Below are 24,017 nucleotides of genomic sequence, written 5' to 3'. Positions count from 1 at the left end.
GCTGAACTTCTATCCTTTGACTGAACCTGCTACCATACCCTTCATAATCTGTTCTTGAAAAAAAACGTACATGATAATCGTTGGAACAACAGCAATCGCCATCGCTGCCATCGTTAATCCATAATCAGTACTGTACCCATCAGAGAAGATAGATAGACTAAGTGGCAAGGTTTTTAGTTTCGAATCGTTAATAAAGACTAAAGCAAATACGAACTCGTTCCAATAGCGCAGAAAGGCTAAAATAGCCACCGTTGCCATAGCTGGTACAGTGAGTGGAAGCATCATCTTAAAGAAGATTCCCCAATACCCTGTACCATCCATAACAGCTGCTTCTTCTATTTCCTTTGGTATCGTCGACATGTAGGCAGTAATTAGAAAAATGGAAATAGGTAGCTCAAAGGCTGTGTATGGCAATATCAAGGCCCAGTAAGTATTTAACATGCCGACTTGATCCATTAGTATAAATAAGGGGACAAGTGTACTATGAATCGGAATCAGCATCCCTAAAAGGAAGAAAACCATTAATAATCCTTTAAAACGAAAGGTAAACCGCGACAGTACATAAGCCGTAAGTGCGCCCAGAAGCACGGTTAAAATCGTTGCTGTCACCGTTACTAATGTAGAGTTAATCATCGCCCGTCCCATGTCTGCTAATTCCCAAGCTCGAGTAATATTGTCTAATGTCCACTCCATCGGAAGTGCATATGGATGCTGAAAAAATTCTTCATTTGTTTTAAACGCACTAATTATCAGCCAATACAATGGGTAGATCATTAATAGAGAAAATACACCAAGGAAAACCGTTTTAAGTAGCCGGTACACAACATTTTTACTTCGTAGTTTACTAGAAGGAAGTTGCTTTTCAAGCACTGTATTTTGTTCCATTAAATGCCCACTCCTTGCTCATCTTTTCGCTTCATTACAACTTGGCTAATAACAATTAAGATTAGACTAACCACGATAATCATCGTGGATATCGCCGAACCATAGCCGTACCGGTAAACCATAAAGGTATTGTTATACATATAAGTAGCTAATAACTCCGTTGACTGAGCTGGTCCACCACCAGTCATGACAAACACTTGATCAAAGGCCTTTAAACTACCTGAAATACATAAAACAATCGCAACCTTAATCGTCGTCCACATTAATGGCAAAGTTATATAAAAGAGTTTCTTAATCCCACTAGCTCCATCTATTTTTGCAGCATCATCTAGCTCGGATGGGATATTTTGTATCGCTGCTATGAAGATAATCAAATAGGGTCCAATGTAATTCCATATAATTGGAATAGATACAGCAAACATATTGACACTGGGATCAGATAACCATGCACGTGTCCAAGACTCCAAACCAATAGCCTCTAGTATTGAATTAACAATCCCGAATTGCGGATTATAAATGTATCCCCAAATCAACCCAACCACAACCGTAGAAATAACCATCGGTAAAAAGATTGCTGACCGTACAAATTTTTGAAATAACGTCGTTTTTCTCAGCATCAACGCTAGTATCAATGCCACGGGCACTTGACCAAATACCGAAGCAGCAACAATTATCATGTTATTTTTCAAAGCTCTCCAAAAGATTGGATCATTCACCACATCTATATAGTTCCTCCAGCCAATGAAGGTCGACTCCCCAATTCCAGACCAGTTAAAGAAACCATAATAACCAGACCAAAAAATGGGAATAATTACGATAAAAGTATAAAGCAAAAGGGCTGGAAGCAAGGTCACTACCAACAGGGCTTTTACTTTCAATACGTTTTGCATGCTATCCCTCCCTTTTGTTTTTCATTACTCTATTGATTGAGCTTGTGATTTCTGAAGTTTTTCCGCTACTGTTTCTGGGTCTCCACCTAACATAATTTCCTGTAATCCATTGTTAATCGCTTCTCCAGCTGCTGCTGACAAATATAAATCATAAACAGGTGCAAATTCGACTTCACGTACTAAATTAAATGCTTCATAAAATAGTGGACTTACCTTTTCTTTATCAATATCCACATCATACATAACCATGGAATTACTTTCAGCGATTCTTTTCTGTGCTTCTGCATTACTTAGTGCATAAATCAGCTCAAGTGCTGCATCTTTTTCTGTACCTTCTACCTTACTATTTAGCAAATATCCACCACCAGGTCCGCCTGTAATGGTGTTCGCGCGTCCTTCCCCTTCTTCGATACTTGGGACAACCGTTACACCAATATTCGCTAATGTGTCTTCAGAAGCAGAACTAGCCAAACTACTAATGGTCCATGATCCATTGATCATCATAGCTGCATTTCCTTGAGCAAAGTATTGCTCAGCTTGCGTATTATCAATACTATTCGCACCTTCTTGGAAAGCGTTCGCATCAACTAGTTGTTTAAAGTACCCAAGCGCTTCAATAAAGATTGGGTCAGTAAAAGAGGCACCGTCCTGTGCAACAGCATTCATGAACCATTCCGTACCAGTCACACGATCTGCAATAGCACCAAATGTTGTAGATTGCGCTACCCATGGAGCTTGATTCCCCATTGCTAATGGTGTAATGTCTTGTTCATTAAATACATCTATTACTTCCATCAATTCATCCCATGTTTTCGGTACTTCTAGATTATTTTCTTCAAATAATTGCTTATTGTAATAGAGATAAGATGTAGATGACATAGCAACTGGGGCTGAATATATTTCTCCATCATAATCGTAAACATCTAGCGCACCAGGTAAAAATGCTTCTTTCCATTCAGGATACTCCTCTAAGAGGGGAGTAATTGGTTGAACTAATTCACCTTCCTGAAATTCATCAGTAAAACTTCCTGGATATGTTAAGAATACGTCTGGTAATTCATCTGCAGCTGCTACTGTACTTATTCGTTGACGGTAGCCATCGACAGGTATCGCTTCTTCCTCCACCTTTATATCAGGGTGTTCCTCCTGAAACTGCGCAATCATATCTCGTACCTCTCTCGCTCGAAGGTCATCCCCAGCAAAGTTATGCCAAATAGATATACTTGTCTTTTCTGTGGAATCAGAATTACTTTCATTGCCGCTTGCTTCTTGCTCTCCACCGTCATTACCACATGCCGCTAATACAAATAATAAAAAAATTCCTACTAATGCTAACACCCGTTTCATCTAAATTACCTCCTCAGTTAATCTAATTAAATTATAATAAACGTCGTGAATTTTCATAAGGGGACAAATCACAGATTAAGGGTAGAAGGAGTCTGACTTTTCAGAAATAAGAAAAACTGATGCTTAATTCACATCAGTTTTCAAACGTCTCCGATATTGTGTTGGCGTTTCTCCCGTATGTTTTTTAAATTGTGAAGTGAAATATTTCCAATCAGCATAGCCTACTTGGTTAGAGACTTCCTTTACTTTTGCAGGTGTATGAATCAATAGCTCCTCTGCTTTTTTCATTCGTAATTGCGTGATCAACTCCACATAGGAGGTGCCGGTTTCTTTTCGAAGCATCTCACTTAAATAACTCGGATTAACATGGACATGATTGGCTACCTCCTGTAAGGATAGCTGCTTATTCAATCTATTTTCTATATAAAGAATTGCCATTTGTACATAGTTACTTTGTCGATCCACCAGGTCCCGATAGTCATCCATCACGTTTAGGAAAGATGGAATCAACCTATCCTGATAAAAAGGAAACCATTCGCCCGGAGGATGGAGTGATTTATAATTAATAGTACGTTTCCCAACGGAAGATGCCACCCTATTCACAAATCGAAGCATAGATATAAACAATGTTTGGACATACAATTGAATAGAACCTGGAGTTGCATGTGGATGGGAAAATAACCAAGTAACAAGTTCCTCTAATAAACGCGTTAACTCCTGATAGCCCCCTGTATTCATGCAATGAAATAACCTATCTTCATAATCCTTCATATTCTCCGTATGTGCGATGCCATCTCTTTCTAGAATCTCTTTTGCGCTAATAATTTTGTTATCCGGTAAAAGCCATTCGTATAAAAGTAATGATTTTGCCTTTTGATAGGATGCTGAAAGATTGCTTATTGACGAAACCACAGTACCTAATAACATAGGCTTTTCTAATGATGGGGTAATTTTTTTGGCGGCCATTTGTAATAAGTATTCATCTTCTAATCGGGAATCTCGGCGAACAATAATGGTTAATCTATCATTTATATTCAGCCATTTACCAAATATATATTTATTCCAAAGCTCCTCTTTCTTCTTAAGCTCTGTTAGCGGCAATGACCTATCACTCATAATAACTTGAAGGGCAGATTCTTGTAGTTCAGGAATTAGCTCAATTAACTGGTCCATATCTTCTTGCTGAAATTTGTCCGCAACTATTTTTTTTGTTAATGAAAGAATAAGTCGATCGTGTTCCCATTGCTTCCATTGTACATGTTCCTTTGTATCAGTAAGCCTATCTCTTGCCCTCATCACCGCATGTAAAATTGCATCTGGCTCACTTGCTTTTAGTAGATAATCACTGACACCCTGACGTAGTGCTTCCTGGGCATAGGAAAACTCATCATACCCTGTCAGCAAGATCACCTCAATGGGTAGTCTCTGACCTGAAACATACGCAGCTAAATCCAGCCCACTCTTCCCATTCATCCGTATATCCGTAATAATAATATCTGGACATGTATCACGAATTACTTCCATTGCTTCTTCAGCAGATACGGCTGGTTCTAACAGTTGAAAACCATGTTCACTCCAAGGTACTACTTGACAAAGACCTTCTCGAATAATAATTTCATCATCTACAATAAGAACTCTCACTCTTTTCACCTTCTCTCTAACGGTATAGTGAAGCTTACCATCGTTCCTTCATTCGGTTTACTAGAAATGCGGAGCCTAGCTGAGGTTCCATAATGTAACAGGAGTCGAAGATTTACATTACGTAATCCATAATGCCTTCCAACAACCTCTTCCCCTTTCGTATCGATTAAAAATTGATTATTCAGTTGTTCGACCATTTCCCTAGACATACCCACACCATTATCGGATATCGTGACATGCAGGTTAGGTGGTTCCCATTTTCCTGCCACGTTAATCTCACCTTGCTTTTCACTATTTGGCAAAAGTCCATGCAAAATACTATTTTCAATAAACGGCTGGAACACGAGCTTCAGCATATAAAGTTGCTTGACCTCCTCATGGATGGAGACCGTTAATTGAAAGGCTTTCGGATATCGAATCTTTTGGATGCTCACATAATTATCTAAGTGAGCAAACTCTTGCTCTAATGTACAGTACTCACTACCTTTATTTAAACTAAACCTGAGGAAACTGCTCAATGATGATACCATTTGTGAAATCCCTTTATCTTTTGATGTCAATGCCATCCAATGGATAGAAGCCAGTGTATTATATAAAAAGTGCGGATTTATCTGTGCTTGCAAAGCCTGCAAATCTACTTTTCTCTTATTGGATTCACTTTTCTTAATTTGCTCCATTAATAAACGAATTCGATTATTTAATTTGTTATAACTCTCAATAAGCTTGCCCACCTCATCCTCTGAATGGGCTGGCAGTGGTTTAATTCCCTTCTCCGGCTGAGAAGTCGCTAGTGCAGTAGATAATGTCGATAATGGGCCAATTACTTTTCTAACTAAAAATAGGACAAGTCCAAAGACTAACAAACTAGCTACTCCCACCGCTAGAAAAGTTAGTGCTAGAAAATAACTATTTTGCGCACTATATTGATGAAACGGTATGATCCCAACTAGCTTCCAGCCAACTTCAGACAAATCAGTCGATAGTACCGTACTTTCTTCCCCATTAATCGTCTGTGTTGTAATCCCCTTCTCCCCTCTTTTGTTCACTAAAGGATAAACGTTCTTCAGCAAGAAATAATCACTTAATTCACCGTGATTACCCGCCAACACAGAACTTTCACTCATTAATAAAACGGATACATCCCATTCAAACCCAATAGATTCTAGCTGTTCTTCTATGAATTGTTGATCTAAAATAATAGATAAGTGACCTATTATTTCATATTGATCCGTACTTCTGATTGGCCTAATTAGAGATATAACCTCTTGAGATTCAATAGAGGTCTGACTAAAGTATCGCGTGGATGCCCATTTATCATTACTGCTATAATCGGTGCTGCCATCACTGTCCTTTAATATTGGATAAGTAGAAATGTCCTCGTTGTCATTGAGAGGTTTAATAATAATGTTAGCTATATAAGGCTTGGACATCGTTAAGTTAGAAATAAAACCATAAATATCGCGCCGCTGTCCAACAGATGCCTCTCCTTCTTTTAAATAGCGTTGAATGGTTTGATTACCAATCAAAAAGATGGACATGTTGTTTACATCATTAATAATAAATTCGAGTGAGGTCTCTAGTTGCTTCAACGAGCTCTGACTAGAAATGGTTGCTCGCTCTTTTGAAAGATGCACCGCTGTAAAATAGGAGAATCCTCCGAGTAAGCAAATTGGCAGCAATACAGCAAGTAACATAAACACAGTCAACTGATTTTGCAAAGAACTACGAAACCAACGCTTCATATAAATCGCTCCGATTATAAGATTGAATTGTATGATTACTATTCTATGTCTTGTTATTATCGCATCTATCAAATTATATTCTTATCATGTTATGGAACTACCCTCTGTCTGTCAATCAACCTGTTAAGTTACTTACCACATTTGTAAAGGCTTTCATTTTTTATCGACGCTTTACTCTAACATTATGTTCTCTTTTGATAAAGGTGATTGCTTTGATATAAAAGCTATAAACTATGACGTAATTTCAGCGTGACTTCCTCTTATCCTTTTAAAAGATTAGCTAACCAACGCTGTTGAAAAAATACTCGCTTTCCATATAGAACGCTTTACTTTAAACTTTTCCTTTCCCATAGGACTTTGAAACGACATTTCTGATTTTACACCGCATGCAGAAAATTGGTCACTATCAACTGCAAATATCAAAAAAGCAACAAAAATTATAAAAACATTATAATGTTTCCTTTTCATTATGGTACAATAACATTATAACATCATAATGTTTACTATGCAGCTACTTTCTAGAATAGTAGACAAATAGAAAAAGCACAAGGGGGGATAAAATGGATAATCGTTTCGTATTACGTAACGTAAAACGGATCTCTGAAGAAGAAATCGATTTGGTGATTGAATACGGGAAAATTTATCAGATAACAACCGCCGGCCATGGACAAGGACAACAGATATATGATATGAGTGGCACCTATATTTCCAGTGGTTGGATTGACCTGCATGTCCATGCCTTTCCTGAATTTGAACCGTATGGAGATCAAATCGATGCGATTGGCGTAGCACAAGGAGTAACAACCATCGTAGATGCAGGGAGCTGCGGTGCGGATAGAATAGCAGATTTAATAACTACTAGTCTCTCTTACAAAACAAATCTATTCGCTTTCTTAAATATTTCTCAGATAGGGTTAAAGCGCGTTAATGAACTGTCTAATAAAGACTGGATAAATGAGAAGAAAGTGAAAGAGGCAGTCACTACCCATCGGGACAAAATTGTAGGACTTAAAGCAAGAATCAGTAAAAGTGTAGTTGGTGAAAATGGGATAGAACCGTTACAGGTTGCAAGACAATTTTCCAAAGAAACCAAGCTACCACTAATGGTTCATATCGGATCGGGTCCACCAGCAATCACAGACATTCTGCCACTATTACAAGAACACGACATCTTGACGCATTACCTGAACGGAAAAGCGAACAACCTTTTTGATGAACAAGGATATCCACTACCTGAAGTAATGGATGCTATAGAACGTGGTGTGCATTTCGATGTTGGCCATGGGTCTGCAAGCTTTTCGTTTCCAGTGGCTGAACTAGGGAAGAAACATGACATTCCCTTTCAAACCATTAGTACCGATATCTATAAAAACAACCGACTACACGGACCAGTCTATAGCTTAGCCAATGTGTTATCTAAGTTCCTCTACTTAGGTTATTCATTAGAGGAAATTATCGATGCCGTAACTGTTCAAGCTGCTAGATGGCTTAACAAACCAGAGCTAGGTCGAATGAAGGTTGGCGATACGGCAAACCTGACTTTATTTAATGTCGAAGATAAAGCCATTACACTAATCGATTCAGAAGGAAATGAGCGTCAAGCAAGTAAAAGTATTATGCCTAAAGGAGTGGTCGTAAATGGAGAATTCCTTACATGCGAAGTACGGACTTAAACGAGTCATTAATGCGAGTGGAAGAATGAGTATACTTGGCGTTTCTGCCCCAACTGACACGGTTATGGATGCCATGAAACAAGGCGGGCAAAATTATGTAGAGATTGCAGATCTAGTCAATAAAGCTGGTGATTATGTTGCAAAAACGCTTAGTTCTGAGGCAGCTGTCATCGTCAATTCAGCTTCAAGCGGGATTGCACTCTCTGTGGCGGCAATGGTCACGAAGGGGAACCAACGCAAAAGCTTACGCCTACACCAAGATACTATTCCTGAAAATGAGATTATCATGCTTAAAGGACATAATGTGCAATATGGTGCCCCAGTCGAAACGATGGTTTATTTAGGTGGTGGCAAACTTGTAGAAGTTGGCTTTGCAAACGAAGGACGTGCCGAGCATATCAGAGAAGCGATTACCGAAAAAACAGCCGCTATTCTTTATGTGAAATCACACCATGCCGTACAAAAAAATATGATTTCTGTCGAGGAAGCTTGGGAGATAGCTCAACAAAACCAGATTCCACTAATTGTCGATGCGGCAGCTGAGGGAGATCTTCAAAAATACGTAAATTATTCCGACCTCGCTATCTACAGCGGTTCCAAAGCAATCGAAGGACCTACATCAGGTATTGTCGGCGGAAAACGAACCTATATCGAATGGGTAAAGCAACAACTAAATGGAATCGGAAGAAGTATGAAAGTCGGAAAGGAAACAAGCTTCGGATTAATGCAAGCACTGGATGAGTATAGCAACAAGGAAGATACGAGTGAACAGGAAAAAGCAAGCTTGCAACATTTAATGGGATTAAACGAGCTCCAAGGGGTCCATGTATCGATTGTCCAAGACGAAGCAGGAAGAGCGATTTTCCGTGCAAGGGTACAAATAAATGCAGAAGAAGCCACCATAACAGCAGAAGCGATTACGACACAGCTTCGCGAAGGTGACATTGCTATCTACACCCGTGATTACGGAAGTAAGCAAGGCTATTTTGATATCGACCCACGTCCCTTGAAGCATGATGATATCTCTGTGATCACCTCTCAATTACATGCGTTATTAGGAGGTAACGAACATGCCAGCAATCACTGAACGTTTTTATAAAAATAGAGTTGGACTAAATGTGTTAGCTAACACGATCCAAAATGCCAAGGATGTATTCGAGGCCGCAGAAGGGTTTGTATTAGTCGGCGTACTCTCAAAGGATTATCCAACTGTCGAGAAAGCCGTTACAGCTATGAAAGCCTACGGGCAAGAAATAGATGATGCGGTTTCCATCGGGTTAGGAGCGGGTAACAATCGCCAAGCTGCCATTGTAGCCGAAATTGCCAAGCATTATCCTGGTAGTCATATCAACCAAGTCTTCCCTGCTGTTGGCGCCACTCGATCAAACTTAGAAAAAAAGGAGAGCTGGATTAACAGTCTAGTTTCACCATCTGGTAAGGTTGGCTATGTCAATATTTCTACAGGCCCTATCAGCAGTGAGACAACAGAACAAGCGATTGTTCCAATAAAATCAGCAATTGCACTTATCCGTGATATGGGAGGGAATGCGTTGAAGTACTTTCCAATGAAAGGATTGAGCAGTGAAGAGGAGTACCGAGCGGTAGCAAAAGCATGTGGCGAAGAACAATTTGCTTTAGAGCCTACCGGCGGCATTGACAAAGGTAATTTTGAACCCATTGTACAGATAGCCTTACAAGCGAACGTGCCGCAAGTGATCCCACATGTGTACTCTTCTATTATTGATAAAAATACTGGAGAAACAAATGTGGCTGATGTACGCGAACTTCTTTTGATAATCAAAAAGTTGGTAGATAACCATGGGTAACCAAATAGCGGCATTTGGTGAAATAATGATGCGCCTGCAAGTACCGGGCTATGAGCTTTTGTCTCAAGCAAGTAGCTTTAATTATTCCTTTTCCGGTACAGGGGTAAATGTTGCTGCTGCCTTATCTCATTTAGGTCACGATACATATCTCGTATCAACAATACCAGATAATCCAGTCGGTGATGCAGCTACCAGTTCCCTTCACAAACTGGGAATTACGTCTACATGGATAAATCGTTACGGAGCTTATATCGGTATGTACTTCTTAGAGAATGGATTCGGTGCCAGAGCTAGTCGCGTTACCTATTCGAATCGACTAGAAAGTAGCTTTAATAAGGCTCCTACTGATTTGTATGATTTTAACCGAATCTCTAAAGCAGTCGATGTCATTCACTTTTGTGGAATCACATTAGCAATGAACGACTCGATTCGTAGTCAGATGAAGAACTTTGCTAAAACGGCAAAAGAAAATGGGTGTCTTGTTGTCTTTGATTGTAACTACCGCCCTTCCCTATGGGGAGAAAGTGGATATGAAGCAGCAAGAGCACATTACAAGGAAATGCTCCACCTAGCAGATATTGTGTTCATGAATGAGAAAGACGCCCTACTTACATTAGGGATGGAAACTGAGGAGATAGATAGAGAAAAACAGCTAACCGATCTCCTACCAACTATAGCCAGCCACTTCCAGATAGCGATTATTGCTGGAACACACCGAACCATTCATACTGACCAGACCCACTCCTTACGAGGCTATCTATACAAAAATAATAGCTTCACCTTTTCCAAAGAGAGGAGCTTTTCTGTCCTAGATCGAATCGGCTCTGGTGATGCATATTCCTCTGGTATCATACATGGGGAGTTACATGGGTATCATAGCCAACAAATGGTAGACTTTGCTGTCAGTGCAGCAGCTCTTGCCCATACAATTATAGGGGATTCCCCCTTACTTTCTGAAAATGCTATCTTCCAAGCGATGGGAGAAGGCATTAGGGATGTCGAAAGGTAGTTGAATACATTTGAAAATATCACGTAAAAAAGGAACGTTATATACACAAATAAAAGACATATTAAAAGATAGAATCTTACACGGTATTTATGCAATCGATGCAAACATACCCGCAGAGCCACAGATAGAAGAGGAATTCGGCGTAAGTAAAATCACCGTCCGCAAAGCCATAGAAGAACTCGTTCAAGAAGGATTCCTCGAAAAAAGGAGTGGAAAAGGTACAAAGGTAATACGAAACACTTCCACCTCCAAGCTTTCCAAGGGGAAACTGTTTACCGAATATTTAGTAGAGACTGGACACCAACTTTATAAACAGCTTATTGAACACAAGGAAATAAGCAACGAAAAAGGCTCCAAACTCTATTCCTTATTTGGAGAGAAATGCATATGTATGAAGCGCCTTTATCATCTAGATGACAAACCATACATTTACTATACGCATTATTTAACAACAGCTATGGGAGACATCCTACAGGAAAACATCCAGGATCGATCCTTATATCAATTAATAGAACAACAAGGCATCCATCTGGAGAAATTCACCGATAACTTTGCTGTTACTATCGCTCCTACCGAAGTGGAAGAATTACTTAAATTAGATCCAAGCAAGCCTTTATTAAAGCGAATGCGTTATTCCTATGATGAGAATGGAAACCTGACTGAGTACAGTGAAGGCTACTACAACACAGATATTCAAGAATATGTGTTGACCTATAACAAATAACTCTCCAATCATAGAAATAGAAATAAGCCAAAAAGGTAGAACGACTGAAAAGCCGCTCTACCTTTTTTCTTATTCAATAAAACTCGGGTAGTCCTTGTCACCACCCGATAAGCACCAGTGCTTCCACTCCGTAACAAATAATCGATTACAAATTATTTAATTTGTTACATAACTTGCTATTTTATTAGGGTGTCAATAAAGTAGCACTGATTTCATTTACATTACGTGGTGGGTTATTATAAGACTACACTTTAAAGTTTACTTATCTATCAATACCCATGATTTGGTTTCTGCTGATTTTTCTACTGCCTCTAAGACGATTTGGTTTTTCACTCCATCGTCAAAGTTTGGAGCTGGTTGATAATCTTCCGCGATACCACGGAAAAATTCATCAATTAAATGGATAAACGTATGCTCATACCCAATAATATGCCCCGGTGGCCAATATGCTCCTGCATAAGGATGGACTTCCTCTGTACAATTGATCAACCGGAAGCCTTGCGTACCTTCTTCATCATCGGCAAAGTAGACTTCTAAATTGTTCATATTTTCCATATCCCAGCGGATTGAACCTCTTTCACCGTTAATCTCAAATTTATTTTTATTTCGATTTCCTCCAGCAAAACGGGTTGCTTCAAATGTACCTAATGCACCATTTTCAAAGCGGGCAATAAAGGCAACAGCATCATCAACGGTTACTTCACCCATTTCATTTGCATCCCCTTTGGCACTGAGACCGCCAGTCATTTCCCCAACTGGGCGTTGTTTGATAAATGTTTCCATTGTACCGGTTACTTCTGAAAATTCGCCAATTAAAAAGCGAGCAAGGTCAATACTGTGTGCACCGATATCACCTAAAGCACCAGATCCTGATACTTCTTTTTTCAGTCTCCATACAAGTGGGAAGTTCGGATCCATAATAAAATCTTGTAAATAGTTGGCTCGATAATGATAGACACGGCCTATTTTACCGTCTTCGATTAATTTTTTGGCATATTGAACAGCTGGTGCAAAGCGATAATTATGGCAAATCATATGTTTTACACCATTTTCTTTAACTGCTTGAAACATTTCCTTTGCTTCCTCTACAGTTAATGCCAATGGTTTCTCGGTAATAATGTGTTTTCCTGCCTTTGCTGCAGCAATCGCAATCTCTGCATGAGTATGGTTCGGAGTTACGATATCAATTACATCAATATCGTCTCTTTCTATTACCTTTTGCCAATCCGTTTCATAGCTTTCCCAGCCCATTTTCTCCTGAGCTTCTTTAACTGCTTCTTCATTTCGACCAGTAATTACCTTTAATTCCGGTACGAGCGGATTATCAAAATAAAATGGTAAATCACGATAGGCATGGCTATGCGCTTTTCCCATAAATTGATAACCAATCATACCAATTCTGACTTTTTGGTTTACGCCCACCACATTTCACCAACCTTTTCTTTAATTAAAGCATTTTTCAGTACTGCAACGGCTTTCTGGAACCCTTCTTCAACAGACATCAAACTGTCTTCATGTTCAATACTTACCGCCCCTTGATAACCGATCAGCTGTAAGGCACTAATAATTCTTTTCCATTCTTCTTCACCATGGCCATAGCCTACAGTACGGAAAATCCAGGAACGATTTAATTCATCACTATATGGTTTCGTATCCAAAACACCATTCGCTGCTGTGTTTTGTGGATCGATCGCTGTATCTTTTGCATGGAAATGGAACAAGGCATCATGCTCTCCAAGCTCTTTAATACTTACGACAGGGTCCATTTGCTGCCAGTATAAATGACTTGGATCAAAATTGACACCAATGTTTTTACCACATGCATCCCGAAGCTTCAAAGCGGTTTCATTATTAAATACGACGAATCCCGGATGTGGTTCGATCGCGATGCGGACATTATGTTTTGCCACAAAGTCATTTTGTTCTTTCCAGTATGGAATGACTTTTTCTTGCCATTGCCATTCTAAGACCTCCGGATGATCATCCGGCCAAGCAGCTGTCACCCAAACCGGATTCTTGGAATACTCTGACTCTCCTGGACAACCAGAGAATGTGACAACTGTATCAACACCGATTTTCTCCGCTAATAACACCGTGTCTTCAAACTGCTTGTGGTGCTGATTGGAAATATTCTTATTTGGATGTAATGGATTACCATGGCAGCTAAGCGCACTAATTTCGATATTTCTTTCGGTAAAAGCTTGTTGAAAGGCCTGTAATTTTGCTTCATCTGCTAAAAGCTCCTCTGGGTTACAGTGCGTATTTCCCGGATAACCACCTGCACCAATTTCGACAGCTTCTAATCCCGCATCTTTCACTTGATCAAGCGCTTCTTCTAATGACTTATCACCAAACAAAACAGCAAATACACCTAACTTCATTCCATTCACCTCATTAAATTAATTTTTTTATCGGACATAAGCCCGTTCTTACTCCATTCTTATTCGCAAAAATACTTTTATCGGGATTCACCACCCAAAAAACAGTGCGAATACCTTATAAATTCATTTTATCGGGATTCACCACCCAAAAGACTGTGCGAATGCCTTATAAATTCTTTTTATCGGGATTCACCACCCAAAAGACTGTGCGAATACCTTAAAAATACATTGAATCAAGGTTCGATCAGTCAAAAGAATCAAATTCTCACTTTACTTGTACGTCTTTCTCTTTTGGTTGGAAAAATGCTTCATCGATGCCTATTGGTAATGGTTCGGGCTGCTGACAGCTGCTTGCTAACACATAATGTTTACTATCTCGTGATGCTTCATGGACTCCATGCATAATGTCCAATACATGGAAGGCCAGCTCTCCATCTGTTCTTGCTGTTCGTTTTTGCTCGATGGCATCAATCATTTCAGCGACACCTAAACCACGGCTATTGTCACTAAATCCATGTGTCAGTGGTATTTCCGACCATTCTTGATGCCCTTTTCTTCTTACATATACTGGACCTCCAAATGTATTCGGGTCTGGCACGGAAATTGTTCCCTCTGTTCCGTAGATTTCAATTTTCGGCAATTGGTGATGCCACGTATCAAAACTCGTAATAATAGAAGCAACTGCACCCGATTCAAAATCAAGCACACCATTAATTTGTGTCGGAACTTCTACTTGAATTTTTTTACCGTAATTCGGTTCACTTGTGATCATTCTTTCCTTATATGTCATTTGAGCCGATCCAGTAATACGGGATACTGGTCCCATTAGATTAATAAGCGCCGTTAAATAGTATGGCCCCATATCAAACATCGGACCTCCACCTTCTTGATAATAAAAGGTAGCGTCTGGATGCCAACTTTCATGTCCCGGAATCATCATGAATGCTGTAGCAGAAATAGGCTGGCCGATCCAGCCGTCATCGATTAATTTACGTGAGGTCTGGATACCACCACCTAAAAAAGTATCCGGTGCATTACCAATATATAACCCTTTTTCTTTTGCCACTTCCAACATCCGTTTACCGTCTTCACGACTAACCGCTAATGGCTTTTCACCATAAACATGCTTACCATTCTCTAATGCCTGAATTGCAATTTCCGCATGCACAGCCGGAATCGTTAAATTAATTACTAGCTCGATTTCCGGGTCAGCTAACAACTCTTCTGTTGTGTATGCCTTAGCAATGCTAAATTCCTGTGCACGCTCTTCTGCCCGTTCCCTAACGATATCCGCTACTGCATCTATCTCATAATTGCCAAACCTTGATGCATTTTGTAAATAGATCCGACTAATATTGCCACAGCCTATAATTCCAACTTTCATGTTGATTTCCCCCTTTACCTGCTTGCCCAGGTCATTCCTTTTCTCATTAATTTCATCACTTGTGGCATCCGAACTATTTCTGCTACATGTCCTAAACCACAATAGTACACTTTTCCTTCTCCCCATTTCTTCGTCCAGACAACAGGCATATCCACTTCTCCATTTGTTTGATATGGCCCCTCTGCTACCGGAAAACGTGTTGTCACATGGACGTTCACAGCTGGATCAACATGCATATAATACTGTTCAGATACTACCGTAAAATCCTCCATACCTTCTGTTAACGGGTGATCCGGATCTACAATATGTACTTGATAAGAAACACCATCATTACCCGGATGTGCTACCCATTGACCGCCGACCATAAATTGATAATCGACCTCCCAACGGAAAGAGTCTCCCATTCCACCATGTAAGCCGGCTAGCCCTGTACCTTGGGCTACCGCGTCTAGTAATGGCTGCAGTTGTTCTTTTTCAATTGTTCCTTGTGTCCAGTTTGGAACGATCAAATCATATTGTGTTAAATCATCTTCTTGTAATGTCGTTAATGTATCAGTTATTTTAACGGCGAATCCTTCTTCTTCAAGAATTCCGCCTAAAATACCTGCTACTTCTTCTGGCTCATGCCCTTGCCAACCACCTTGAAAAATCAGTGCTCTCTTCATGACTATCCCTCCATTATTGATTGTTATCTATTATTTGATAGTGAAAATAATCGAAATCAGCATGTTTATGCTGACCACTTAAATCCTGTGCTGCCATCCCAACGAAGGTTCCCGTAAAGCGGATATATTCAGCGTCATCATCCGAAAGATGCCCTATATCTATTTGTTCGCCAATTGCTTGCCATTTCCCTTCTTCTGTTGCGTAAAAGAATTGTAAAAGGTGATGATTAATCACAGCTTTCAAGTATATTTCCTTATCTTCCGGTATGGCTACATCTTGCTCTAATAACTCATCATATTTGCCGTATTTTGTTTCAATAATACCTAAACATTTACCATGCTCCTCATGGTCAGTTACACGTAAATAGACATGATCATTGGTGTCATAATAAATCATTAAGCCAGCCATTTGTTGAAAGTGCTCTGGATTGAAGTCTATTTTTGTCTCGAATTCCACATCGAAATGTTCTAATCTTCTCATCAACATACTTTGTCGATGGAACGAACTTACTGATTCTTCTCCATATAAACGTAAATAACCCGGTCTATCAGTTAAGGAAAACCAATCCCCATCAAAAGTTCGTCTGAGTGAATTCCAATATTTTAATAGATTGGTTTGATTAAAATCATCATAGTCTGGCAGTTTCTCCGCATTAAATTCTGGCAAATCCGGAGCTTCAACTGTCATACTTGGGTTAGGTCCATCTACTACTCTGATCCAACCATCATCTGTCCAATAACATTTCTGAATAGCCGTTTCTCTTCCCAAAATACATTTGTCATCGATAACAGGGCGTCCACATAAATGGGCAATATACCATTCACCATTTTGCGTCTCGACAAAACAACCATGACCCGCTTTTTGCAGTTGATCTTCTTTCGATTTGTCAGAAGTAAGAATCGGATTGGTAGGATCGACTTCATACGGACCATCAATCGATTTTGATCGTGCTACCGTTGCTGCATGGGTATACCAGGTCCCACCTTCAGCTGTTAATAAATAATAGTAGCCGTTTCTTTTATATAAATGTGGTGCCTCTGTTAATCCTAGTTCTGTTCCTTTGAAAATATTCTTAATTGGACCAACTAATTTTTGCTCTGTAGGCGAATATTCCTGTAAGGCAATTCCTGCGAATGAATTGGTTCCTTTACGATGGTCCCATATCATATTGACGAGCCATTTCCTGCCATCCTCATCATGAAAAAGGGAAGGATCAAAACCACTGCTGTTGAGATAAACAGGCTCTGACCATGGCCCCTCGATATTTTCAGCTGTCACTAAATAGTTATGGGTATCTTTAAAGGCACCCTGTCTGCTTTTTACATCGGTGTAGATCAGATAAAAAACACCCTCCGAATAGGATAAGCATGGTGCCCAAACCCCTCCAGAGTTCACGTTACCCAACATATTTAATTGGGATGATCTTGTTAACGGATAACCTGACAGTTCCCAATTCACTAGATCTTTAGAATGATAGATTTGCACACCAGGAAACCACTCAAAAGTGGAAACCGCCATATAATAATCATTTTCCACTCTTACAATAGATGGATCAGGATGATAGCCTGGTAATACCGGATTTGTTATCGTTTTCATTCCTTTACCTCCTTAACCTTTCACAGAACCTGCTGCAAGTCCTGTTACTATTTTTTCTTGTGCTATAAAGTATACCAATAAAAGGGGCAGACTTCCAAGTGTAAGGGCTGCCATTATCCCAGGAATATTAACCGAAAATTCACCGTAAAATTCTCGCAAACCAATTGGTAGCGTAGCATTTTGACTGGAATTCGTTAATACTAAAGCAAAGATAAATTCATTCCAAATATGAATAAAATTGTAAATAGCAACTGTTGCTACAGCTGGTGTCAGCAAAGGAAAAATGATATTCCAGAACAGTCTTAAATGACTACAACCATCGATTTTAGCGGATTCTTCCAATTCTTTAGGTATATCTCGCATAAACTGCGTGAATATGACAACAGATATCGGCAGTGCGAATGCGATATAAGGACCAATCAAACCAAATAAAGAATCATACAATCCAATTTTGTTTGTTAAGATAAAAATGGGAACAAGTGTAGTATGAATCGGTATCATCATCCCAACCATAAACAAAATAAAAATGGGTCTGTTCAATCGGAATTTTAACCTTGCTAATGGATAACTAGCCATCGCAGAAATAATAATTACAATGACTACCGAAACAACAGCTACAATTAAACTGTTCAGAAAATAGCCAAAAAACTCAAGTTCTACTAAAAGTCTGTAATTGTCCAACGAAAAACTTTCCGGAATAGACCATGGTGAGGTCATGAATTCCATTTGACCTTTAAATGACGTTAGAAGCATGATCAAAAATGGAAGACCGGTAACAATTAGAATGGCAATCGCTAACAGATACAACGGAATACCTTTTATCACTCTTATCATTATTCATTCCCCCTTCTGGATCTGTCACCTAATAAAATGAAGACCGTGACAATAAAGGCGATGATAAACATCGAAAAGGAAATACTACTGCCATAACCCATATTAAAGTTGGTAAACGTTTGTTTATACATATACGTGGCCATTAACTCCGTAGAATTGTTCGGTCCACCACCAGTCATGACATATATCAGATCAAAATATTTTAATGATCCTATCACAGATAAAATTGCAGACGTAATAATAATTGGCATTAATAATGGTAACGTAATGTTTTTAAACCTTTGCCATCCGCTTGCTCCATCAATATCAGCCGCTTCATATAATTCTTCCGGTATGCCAACAATGGTTGCTCTGAAAAGGATCATATAAAACGGTGCAAACTGCCAACAAACGGTTGCAATAACTGCCCAAATAGCGGTGCTTTCTTTGCCAATCCATGCAGTTTGCAAGGATTCTAAACCAATTGCTCCCAATATGGCATTTAATAGACCGTAATTACCTTCATAAATAAAGATAAAGAGAATACCGATCGCTACTGTTGACATTAGAAACGGCATAAAATAAACCGATCTAAATAATCGCATTCCTTTAATTGGACTAAAGAGTAATAGCGCCATAATTAAACCAACTGGCAGCTGTGTTAATAGTGACGCAATTACTAGCAGAAAATTATTCTGAATCGATGTCCAAAACACACCATCCTGAAATAAGCGGACATAATTTTCTAACCCTAGGAAATCCATATTGGCATCAATACCCGTCCAGTTAAACATACTGTAATAGAATGTCATAAAGATTGAATAGATGACGTAGACACCATAAATAATAAATGCCGGAGCAATAAATCCGATGATTGCCCATGTATCTTTATTTCTCCTTTTTTTACGAACACTACGAACCGTATCTAAACTTATTTCTTGTGACCTATTCATACCAATCACCACCTGGTTAATAATTAGAGAACTACATCAAAGATACTCCTTAATGTAGTCCTCAAACGACTATTATTCTTCTAATACTTTTTTAGCAGATGCTTCTACTTCAGCCATCGCTTCTTCTGGAGTTGTCGACAATCCAAATAAAGCTTGGGTTGTATCTAAGTGTACCTGTGCTAATTCTGGAGGCAATGTTTGGTCATAGTATGTTTGCATCGCTTCCGAGCTTTCTAATACTTTACTCATCTCCTGAATATATGGATCTTCATATTCCACGCCATTTACAGCAGAGATAGATCCAGCATTGTTAGCCATTGCTGTTGCCGTTTCCAAGCTAGCTAGTTCGTTCACTAACTTAGTGGCTAGTTCCGGATGTTTTGATTGCTTAGCAACCGAAAATACTGGAGATACACCACCAACTACATGGTTTTTCGCACCTTTTCCCCCTTCAACAGATGGGAATAAGAAGAAACCTAATTTATCTTCAAACTCTGGCATCTCATCACGTACGTTGTTTACTAGCCATCCACCCATTGTCATCATGGCTGCACTTTCTGTATAAAGCATTTGACGTGATTGACCAGTATCATAGTTCATCCCGTTAACACCTTCTGGAAATGCACCCATTTCTACTAATTCCTGAATTTTACGCCCCGCTTCGACATAAGCTTCGTCATCAAACTTACGTCCTGAACGTTCAAACGCCTCATTAAATAACTCTGGTCCACCAATTCGCTCCGCTAAATACATTAAGTAGAAAGAACCAGTCCATTTCGTTTGGTTAGCAAGCGCAAATGGTGTTACACCATTATCTGTTAATGTCTGGACTATATTTAATAAATCCTCATAGGTTTCTGGTTCTTCTAAGCCGTATTGTTCAAACAAGTCTTTATTATAGAAAACCGGTACTACGTCCATACTTACTGGCGCACCATAGATTTTCTCATTAAAAGTAGAAACAGACAATGCAGCTTCATTGTAAAGACCTGCATCGATAGAATCGGTAATATCCACTACTTGATCAGAATCTACGAATTGCTTTAGCCAACCGCCACCCCATGAGTGGAATACATCTGGCGGGTTACCTCCACCCATGGCAACACTCAATTGAGATTTATATGGATCATTTTCTTGTTGTGAAACTTCAACTGTAACATTTGGATTGTTTTCCTCAAAACGTTGTACTGCTGCCTCAACAGCTTCTCCAGAAGGACCTGTTTCAATATGCCATAATGTTAATGTAACCTGTTCACCATCACTTTCTCCTTCCGTTTCAGCTTCTTCACCGCTATCCCCTGTTTCTGTAGCTGTATCTCCTGTTGTATCCTCCGAACCTGTAGAATCAGATGGTCCACAGGCAGCAAAAATCAGTAGGAATGCTACTAACATTAACCAAAGTGCTTTTTTGTTGAACATAAATACAACCCCTTTTTATATTTGTCAACGCTTACATAAAACAACTAAAACTATTACAACACTCCCTCCTTTACTGTAAAATTTTTATCATACTAAGTTTATCCTATGAATAAACTTAGTTATCCGTATGCTATAATAATAAAACGATGTTTATCATTATAAAACTCGCTAATTAATTGTTATTATAACTAGCTGATAATAGAAAGTCAATAATAAATGTAAACGCTTTAAAAAGGTAAAGTTCTATAATATAAAACTATATTTTATATTATTGACACTATATCTGATAACTTCTATACTTAAACTATATAGATGTAAACGCTTTAAAAGGAGAGGTGTTTTTTTATGGTTAGAATGGATAGTTTGATGCACAATCCCGAAGAAATTTATGATATTAAAACTGTTGCTAGGGGACCTATCGGAAAATTACCCTTAACGGATAAGATGCTTCGAAAATCTCCAAGTGGAAATTTATTTGGACTATCACAAAATGTTGGAATGGGCTGGAGTCCAAACATGTTAGATGGTAAACAAGTATTATTGTTAAGTACACAAGGTGGTTTAAAGGATAAGGATGGTAACCCACTGGCATTAGGCTACCACACAGGACATTGGGAAGTAGATATCCTAATGAAAGAAGCAGCTAATGAAGTTAGTCAGCATGCCGGTATACCTTTTGCCGCATATGTCAGTGATCCTTGTGATGGGAGATCTCAAGGTACGACTGGCATGTTCGATTCTTTTCCTTATCGTAACGATGCCGCAATGGTATATCGTCGCTTAATACGTTCATTACCAACTCGAGATGCAGTACTCGGTATAGCTACATGTGATAAAGGGTTACCAGCCATGATCATCGCCTTAGTATCAATGCATGATTTGCCTACTGTTGTTATACCTGGTGGTGTAACATTACCTCCTCTTTATGGAGAAGATGCAGGAAAAGTTCAAACGATCGGAGCTAGATATTCAAATGACGAATTATCATTAGAAGAAGCTGCAGAATTAGGATGCATGGCATGTGCCACTCCTGGTGGCGGATGTCAATTCCTCGGTACAGCAGCTACCGCACAAGTAGTTGCCGAAGCGTTAGGTATGACAGTTCCTCATGCTGCACTAGCTCCATCCGGACAAAAAGTATGGAAAGAAATGGCTCGTCAATCCTCAAGAGCAATTATTGCGATGGAGGAAGAGGAACTTACCACAAAAGATATCGTAACAGATGATGCGATTCATAATGCAATGGTAGTACATGCTGCATTCGGTGGATCTACTAATCTATTATTACACATACCGGCTATTGCGCATGCAGCAAAATGCAAGATCCCTTCTATTGAAGATTGGCACAGAATCAATAAAGAGACACCACGCCTTGTAAGCGTATTACCAAATGGTCCAACTCCGCATCCAACCATTCGTGCTTTTCTGGCAGGTGGAGTTCCTGAAGTAATGTTACACCTTCGCGATTTAGGTTTATTACGTGAGAACGTAATGACTGTTACTGGTCACACACTGCAAGAAAACTTGGATTGGTGGGAACAATCTGAACGTCGTCAAAAAATGAAAGAAAAATTATACGAAGCTGATCAAATTGATGCTGACGAAGTGATTATGTCTAAAGAAAAGGCAGAACAACGTGGATTAACTTCTACCGTTACTTTTCCGACCGGCAACATCGCACCAGAGGGAGCAGTTATTAAATCTACCTCTATTGATCCGTCAAGATTAGACGAAAATCAAGTTTACTACCATAAAAGTGAGGCAAAAGTTTTTACCAGTGAGGCAAGCGCCATTGAAGCGATCAAAACGAAACAAGTTAAAAAAGGTGATATCATGGTTCTTACCGGTTGCGGACCTTTAGGTACAGGAATGGAAGAAACATACCAGGTTACCTCTGCCTTAAAACACTTATCTTATGGTAAATATGTAACCTTAATTACCGACGCTCGTTTTTCAGGGGTATCCACAGGTGCATGTATTGGTCATGTTGGGCCAGAAGGTTTAGCAGATGGACCGATCGGCAAACTTCAAGATGGAGATATTATAGAAGTTAGAATCGATGCTAAAAATCTAGAAGGTTCGATTAACTTTGTTGGTCAGTCAGATCAAGAGCTTACTCCGGAAGAAGGTGCTCGTATTCTTGCATCCAGACAAATCAATACCGCTATCAAACCGTCTGATCATTTACCGGATGATACACGTCTTTGGGCAGCTTTACAAAAGGTAAGCGGTGGTACTTGGAAAGGTAGTGTATATGATGTTGACCGAATAATTGAAGTACTAGAGGCTGGGGAGAAGACGTTGGAAGGAAATAAAGAGGCTGTCACCAAAAGTTAAGCTTTTGGGACACCCTCTCTCTTTAATTTTCTTGATAAATATCCTTATATCATAATATCTGTCAGTAGTCTGGCAGATATTTCTCTCTCCTCATAGTACTACCTATCCTTTAAGCATTAATTTTTACCTGTTCCCTACAATCACAATTAACATCTTCACAAAAAGAAAATCTCAATAAATGAGGTTTTACTTTGATATGCTTTTCTTTAAAATAACCCCGTTCTTCATACGTACTCTCTACATATTGTTTAAAGTGATCATCTTCCACTTCCTTAACATGGTTGAAAAATTTTGGAGAAGCAAAAGCATCACTAAATAAATCACCAATAAAAAGCATTTCTGCATGATAACAATAGTATAGCGCTTTTGCCATTTCATAGTTCGAACAGTAATAAGAATTAGTAGGAGGTGGTGCACCGATAATTAATAACTGGACATCCCCTCCTTCTTTATAAAACCTTAAAACCGTTTGATATGCTGATTCTTTTTTTACACCATATGGTTCCAGCTCCCATTTGCTACTTATTTCATCCCTATACCACTTATCTTGATGCATGAGTAGATCAGAAACATTGTGGTTGGGCTTTAATCCAAGCTGTAAACCTAATTCTCCATTTCCAGCAAATACCTCCACTACATGATCCAAGGGGATTTTTCTGATCGATAGATATTTTTGCAATCCATGAATAAAGGAAGTTGTTACATTGATATACGAAGTACTTTCCACAATA

20 protein-coding genes are annotated in these 24,017 nt (G+C 39.2%); 6 read left to right on the top strand and 14 right to left on the bottom strand.

The window, feature by feature from the left end:
- Positions 1 to 9: 9 nt before the first annotated feature.
- The 5 genes from ACTWP4_RS13325 to ACTWP4_RS13305 form a co-directional block, all read right to left on the bottom strand.
- The gene (locus ACTWP4_RS13325) at positions 10 to 885 is read right to left on the bottom strand and encodes a carbohydrate ABC transporter permease (protein ID WP_443129265.1); all 876 of its coding nucleotides are present in this window, start codon (positions 883 to 885) and stop codon (positions 10 to 12) included.
- Entirely contained in the window at positions 885 to 1,775 is an 891-nt protein-coding gene (locus ACTWP4_RS13320) for a carbohydrate ABC transporter permease (protein WP_443129264.1), read from the bottom strand. Before ACTWP4_RS13320 ends, ACTWP4_RS13325 begins: the two co-directional genes overlap by 1 nt.
- Before the next feature lie 24 nt (positions 1,776 to 1,799).
- The gene (locus ACTWP4_RS13315; protein ID WP_443129263.1) at positions 1,800 to 3,122 is read right to left on the bottom strand and encodes an extracellular solute-binding protein; all 1,323 of its coding nucleotides are present in this window, start codon (positions 3,120 to 3,122) and stop codon (positions 1,800 to 1,802) included.
- A 123-nt stretch (positions 3,123 to 3,245) separates the two neighbouring features.
- Complete coding sequence (locus ACTWP4_RS13310) at positions 3,246 to 4,763, bottom strand: response regulator transcription factor (RefSeq protein ID WP_443129262.1); 1,518 nt, start codon at positions 4,761 to 4,763, stop codon at positions 3,246 to 3,248.
- A gap of 5 nt (positions 4,764 to 4,768) precedes the next feature.
- Positions 4,769 to 6,505 (bottom strand): sensor histidine kinase, encoded by a 1,737-nt coding sequence (locus ACTWP4_RS13305; protein WP_443129261.1) that lies wholly within the window; start codon positions 6,503 to 6,505, stop codon positions 4,769 to 4,771.
- A 560-nt stretch (positions 6,506 to 7,065) separates the two neighbouring features.
- On the opposite strand from ACTWP4_RS13305, the gene ACTWP4_RS13300 reads away from it, so the two are divergent.
- From ACTWP4_RS13300 to ACTWP4_RS13280, 5 genes are read left to right on the top strand one after another with little or no spacing between them, the layout of a single operon-like run.
- Positions 7,066 to 8,178 (top strand): amidohydrolase/deacetylase family metallohydrolase, encoded by a 1,113-nt coding sequence (locus ACTWP4_RS13300; RefSeq protein ID WP_443129260.1) that lies wholly within the window; start codon positions 7,066 to 7,068, stop codon positions 8,176 to 8,178.
- Positions 8,144 to 9,265 carry a DgaE family pyridoxal phosphate-dependent ammonia lyase gene (locus ACTWP4_RS13295; RefSeq protein ID WP_443129259.1) on the top strand — a complete coding sequence of 374 codons (1,122 nt, stop codon included), beginning with the start codon at positions 8,144 to 8,146 and terminating at the stop codon, positions 9,263 to 9,265. The genes ACTWP4_RS13300 and ACTWP4_RS13295 overlap by 35 nt, the downstream gene beginning before the upstream one ends.
- Positions 9,249 to 10,004 carry a 2-dehydro-3-deoxy-phosphogluconate aldolase gene (dagF, locus tag ACTWP4_RS13290; protein ID WP_443129258.1) on the top strand — a complete coding sequence of 252 codons (756 nt, stop codon included), beginning with the start codon at positions 9,249 to 9,251 and terminating at the stop codon, positions 10,002 to 10,004. Before ACTWP4_RS13295 ends, dagF begins: the two co-directional genes overlap by 17 nt.
- Positions 9,997 to 11,013 (top strand): sugar kinase, encoded by a 1,017-nt coding sequence (locus ACTWP4_RS13285; protein WP_443129257.1) that lies wholly within the window; start codon positions 9,997 to 9,999, stop codon positions 11,011 to 11,013. The genes dagF and ACTWP4_RS13285 overlap by 8 nt, the downstream gene beginning before the upstream one ends.
- A gap of 10 nt (positions 11,014 to 11,023) precedes the next feature.
- Positions 11,024 to 11,737 carry a GntR family transcriptional regulator gene (locus tag ACTWP4_RS13280; RefSeq protein WP_443129256.1) on the top strand — a complete coding sequence of 238 codons (714 nt, stop codon included), beginning with the start codon at positions 11,024 to 11,026 and terminating at the stop codon, positions 11,735 to 11,737.
- 258 nt (positions 11,738 to 11,995) lie between these two features.
- On the opposite strand, the gene ACTWP4_RS13275 is transcribed toward ACTWP4_RS13280, so the two are convergent.
- The 8 genes from ACTWP4_RS13275 to ACTWP4_RS13240 form a co-directional block, all read right to left on the bottom strand.
- Complete coding sequence (locus ACTWP4_RS13275) at positions 11,996 to 13,129, bottom strand: Gfo/Idh/MocA family protein (RefSeq protein WP_443129401.1); 1,134 nt, start codon at positions 13,127 to 13,129, stop codon at positions 11,996 to 11,998.
- Between the two features lie 20 nt (positions 13,130 to 13,149).
- Complete coding sequence (locus tag ACTWP4_RS13270; protein WP_443129255.1) at positions 13,150 to 14,118, bottom strand: sugar phosphate isomerase/epimerase family protein; 969 nt, start codon at positions 14,116 to 14,118, stop codon at positions 13,150 to 13,152.
- 265 nt (positions 14,119 to 14,383) lie between these two features.
- Positions 14,384 to 15,502 (bottom strand): Gfo/Idh/MocA family protein, encoded by a 1,119-nt coding sequence (locus ACTWP4_RS13265; protein WP_443129254.1) that lies wholly within the window; start codon positions 15,500 to 15,502, stop codon positions 14,384 to 14,386.
- Positions 15,503 to 15,516: 14 nt separating this feature from the next.
- Entirely contained in the window at positions 15,517 to 16,167 is a 651-nt protein-coding gene (locus ACTWP4_RS13260) for a ThuA domain-containing protein (protein WP_443129253.1), read from the bottom strand.
- A 13-nt stretch (positions 16,168 to 16,180) separates the two neighbouring features.
- Entirely contained in the window at positions 16,181 to 17,764 is a 1,584-nt protein-coding gene (locus ACTWP4_RS13255) for a glycoside hydrolase family 43 protein (RefSeq protein ID WP_443129252.1), read from the bottom strand.
- 12 nt (positions 17,765 to 17,776) lie between these two features.
- Positions 17,777 to 18,598 (bottom strand): carbohydrate ABC transporter permease, encoded by an 822-nt coding sequence (locus tag ACTWP4_RS13250; protein WP_443129251.1) that lies wholly within the window; start codon positions 18,596 to 18,598, stop codon positions 17,777 to 17,779.
- A complete protein-coding gene (locus ACTWP4_RS13245) occupies positions 18,598 to 19,530 on the bottom strand; it encodes a carbohydrate ABC transporter permease (RefSeq protein WP_443129250.1) in 933 nt (310 codons plus the stop codon). The genes ACTWP4_RS13250 and ACTWP4_RS13245 overlap by 1 nt, the downstream gene beginning before the upstream one ends.
- 72 nt (positions 19,531 to 19,602) lie before the next feature.
- Positions 19,603 to 20,949: an extracellular solute-binding protein gene (locus ACTWP4_RS13240; RefSeq protein ID WP_443129249.1), complete on the bottom strand. Its 1,347-nt coding sequence runs from the start codon at positions 20,947 to 20,949 to the stop codon at positions 19,603 to 19,605.
- A gap of 345 nt (positions 20,950 to 21,294) precedes the next feature.
- Here ACTWP4_RS13240 and ACTWP4_RS13235 point away from each other — a divergent pair, with 345 nt between their 5' ends.
- A complete protein-coding gene (locus tag ACTWP4_RS13235) occupies positions 21,295 to 23,286 on the top strand; it encodes a YjhG/YagF family D-xylonate dehydratase (protein ID WP_443129248.1) in 1,992 nt (663 codons plus the stop codon).
- Between the two features lie 109 nt (positions 23,287 to 23,395).
- Here the strand turns inward: ACTWP4_RS13235 and ACTWP4_RS13230 are convergent, their stop codons facing one another.
- A complete protein-coding gene (locus tag ACTWP4_RS13230; RefSeq protein ID WP_443129247.1) occupies positions 23,396 to 24,013 on the bottom strand; it encodes a hypothetical protein in 618 nt (205 codons plus the stop codon).
- Positions 24,014 to 24,017: the final 4 nt, after the last annotated feature.

Source organism: Gracilibacillus sp. D59 (assembly GCF_052246695.1).
GTDB lineage: Bacteria > Bacillota > Bacilli > Bacillales > Amphibacillaceae > Gracilibacillus.
This window is presented reverse-complemented; position numbering and strand designations above follow the sequence as displayed.